Raw genomic sequence first — 2,846 nt, forward strand, 5'->3', positions numbered from 1 at the left:
TTTGATATTATCTCCAATCATAAATAAAGACCTCCTCATATTTGCTTTCATTATACCATAAAAAACGGATAACGCACCATATTTGGTGTGTTATCCGTTTTAGGTTTCTTCTCCTTCTTAAACTGTTCTATTCGCTTCTCCAATTGTTCCGTTTTAAGTTTATTTTTTGCTTCCTGAATTGACTTATCAAGGCTTTATTCTTCAATTATTGTAATATTTCGATACACTTCTACTTTCTCACTAGACTTGAAACTTAGATCAAAGACCACATCTAAAAATTACTCTACTTTGGTTAGTTCGATATCAGACATTTCTAAAAGTCTATGAATTAGTCATTTAAATCAGTCTTGATTCTGTACTTTCTTTTGAAAAATTCCATTATTCTCACCTTTTCCATGAATATTAAAAGAGGATGGATAAAACCAGATTATAAAATCCCGAATTATAAAATGAAATGTAACAATCTGTCCTCTCATTAAACATAACCTTAGAAAAAGCTATGTCCCCAACTGCCCTTCTAGGACTTCTTTTTGCTTTGGTGGAAATTGCTGGTCAAAGGCTTCTAAAACCTCGTCATCGACCTCGTAGCCATCTGGTACACGAAAAAGCCACGGTCCTGTCTGCTGACTAATGTCGCTAGTATCTTGTAAGCTCACTATCTGCAAATAGTCAAGTGGCTCTGCCTTATCCTGTCCTTCCAAGTAAACACCATACTCTCTAGCAGGCACAAATCCGTACTGCTTATAGTAGTCTGGGTCCCCCATGATAAGGATGTGTGACAAGCCCATCTCCTTAGCCTCTTTCAGCGTCGTCTCTAGGAGTTGCTTGCCGAGACCCTTTTTTTGATAAGCTGGAGCAATGGCAAATGGCCCAAAGATAGCTATCGGCTTTAGCTCACCTGTCACCTCATGACGTAACTGTGCCTTACTATACATAATCTGTCCTGCTATCTGCCCATCCACTACTATCACTTTAGACAGTTCTTTCAGATAATTGTCATGATGACGAAATTGGTGCAAGATTAAGTGCTCCGAACAACCAGGTTGATAGACATTCCAAAAAGCTTCACGGACAAGGTTTTCCACCTCACGATACTCAGACGGTCGCTCGTTGCGAATCTCAATAGACATACTGTTTCTCCTTGTACTTATCGTAAATACAGTATAGCACAAAAACAAGAAAAGATAGCATCTAAACGGTTTAATATTTATTTAAACACATATTTTTATATTAGTATAAATACGTATTTAAATAACTAAAAAACACTAGCTCATGCTAGTGTCCTACAAGACTTAATCAGTCTTCTAAGTGAGCTTTCGCTCTGCTTTAGATTGGCGCTCTTTATTAGCTGATAGCTTACCAAAGACTGAGCCAACAGGAGCTACCTGATGACTTCTTTGGCGTCTCGAGAGCTAGATAGGGCTGGTTACCTTCAACGTTCACTCAACATTCAGTATGTATGATTTTCAAACCCTGCACATTTGAGCTACTGATACTGGTCTTTAGTGTAAGCAAGGAGCTTTTCACCCCTCAAGGTGCACAATAGCTTATTTTGGCATTACCATCTTCATGCAAGTCGCCAAACTTGAATCCAATGGCTTATTCTCCACTGGAGCGTCTATTATCGCTACCACCGTCTGACCATAGCCTAACAACGTCAATCCTCCACACAACACGCACTCTTGGTATTCTCTCACGTCCCAAGCTCTCACAATCACTTGCAAGACCATTACTTATCCAACCACAGTATCCCACAGTTAGTGTAACGAGGTTTAGGCGCATCATCTTAGCATGGTGTCAACCACTCTTCACTAAGTTACTTAGAAGACTGACTAAATCTTGTAGGAAATCATTATAGCATATCGCTATATCATCGTAAACTAAAAACATTGTTTTCTTAAAGTCCCAAATGCTCCTAACGCTTGCCTTCCCACTCTGCGTAAAACTGCTCTAAGTAAAGAAGCAAGAAATCATGCCTTTCTTGAGCTAAGGCTCTAGCAGAATCGGTGTTCATCCGCTCTTTTAAGGTCAACAGTTTTTCATAAAAGTGCATAATAGCCGTATCCTTACTACTTCGATATTCCTTAAAGGTGAGGTTGTCTCTTGGTGTCATGCTAGGGTCATGAATGGGTCTATTGACATGTCCTGAGTAGCACATGACTCTCGCGATACCTATGGCTCCCATAGCATCCAAGCGGTCTGCATCCTGCACGACATACCCCTCTAGTGTCGAGACCTTATCCGTCTGATTGCCACCCTTAAAAGACATCTTAGTGATAATGTCCATGATATGAGCGCTATCTGATGATGGCACGTCATGTTCTGTCAACCAATCCTTGACGTTTTGCAGGGCTTCTGCTTCATTTTTGGTTAATTTATCATCCACCATATCATGTAAGAGTGCTGCTAGTTCACAGATAAAGACATCTGCTCCTTCTTTTTCAGCTAGATTCACAGCCATCCGTGCCACTCGCTCAATATGCCACCAATCATGACCACTACCCTCACCGCTCAAGGTTTGATAAACAAACTCCCTAGCTCTCTCTATAATCTGCGCTTGACTTAGAATACACTCACCTCTCTCATCAATCACTTTTCCAATCTTCTAACGATAGCGCTTTCAAGAAAAGCTAACACTAAAGGCGACTATAACTATAATCGCCTAACTTGCTTGATAAGTAAAAAATCAAACTTATCCTATACTATCCTCGCACTCCCTAGCGCTTATTCTAATATAGTATAGTATCGGCATTTTTCAATGCCTAGATTATTATACTAAGTTTAACATCAAGAATCAAGAAAACAATGTTTTCGGTATTCATAGAGTTGGAAATGGGGTTGCTGCG

2 protein-coding genes and 1 pseudogene are annotated in these 2,846 nt (G+C 39.8%); all 3 read right to left on the minus strand.

Annotated elements, in window-relative coordinates; all coding sequences use genetic code 11:
• Positions 1–50: 50 nt before the first annotated feature.
• The 3 genes and pseudogenes from ACLN19_RS08150 to ACLN19_RS08160 all read right to left on the minus strand — a co-directional run bounded on the left by ACLN19_RS08150 (position 51) and on the right by ACLN19_RS08160 (position 2,569).
• Positions 51–329: pseudogene (locus tag ACLN19_RS08150) on the minus strand (hypothetical protein).
• 168 nt (positions 330–497) lie between these two features.
• Entirely contained in the window at positions 498–1,130 is a 633-nt protein-coding gene (locus tag ACLN19_RS08155; RefSeq protein WP_413385199.1) for a GNAT family N-acetyltransferase, read from the minus strand.
• 785 nt (positions 1,131–1,915) lie between these two features.
• Positions 1,916–2,569 carry an HD domain-containing protein gene (locus ACLN19_RS08160; protein ID WP_413385231.1) on the minus strand — a complete coding sequence of 218 codons (654 nt, stop codon included), beginning with the start codon at positions 2,567–2,569 and terminating at the stop codon, positions 1,916–1,918.
• Positions 2,570–2,846 lie beyond the last annotated feature (277 nt).

It is taken from the genome of Streptococcus lishijunsis (genome assembly GCF_047290665.1).
Lineage (GTDB): Bacteria > Bacillota > Bacilli > Lactobacillales > Streptococcaceae > Streptococcus.

What these genes read in the sequence shown, in the direction of transcription:
- ACLN19_RS08155 (WP_413385199.1), bottom strand. Translation starts at nt 1,130, where the DNA reads ATGTCTATTGAGATTCGCAACGAGCGACCGTCTGAGTATCGTGAGGTG.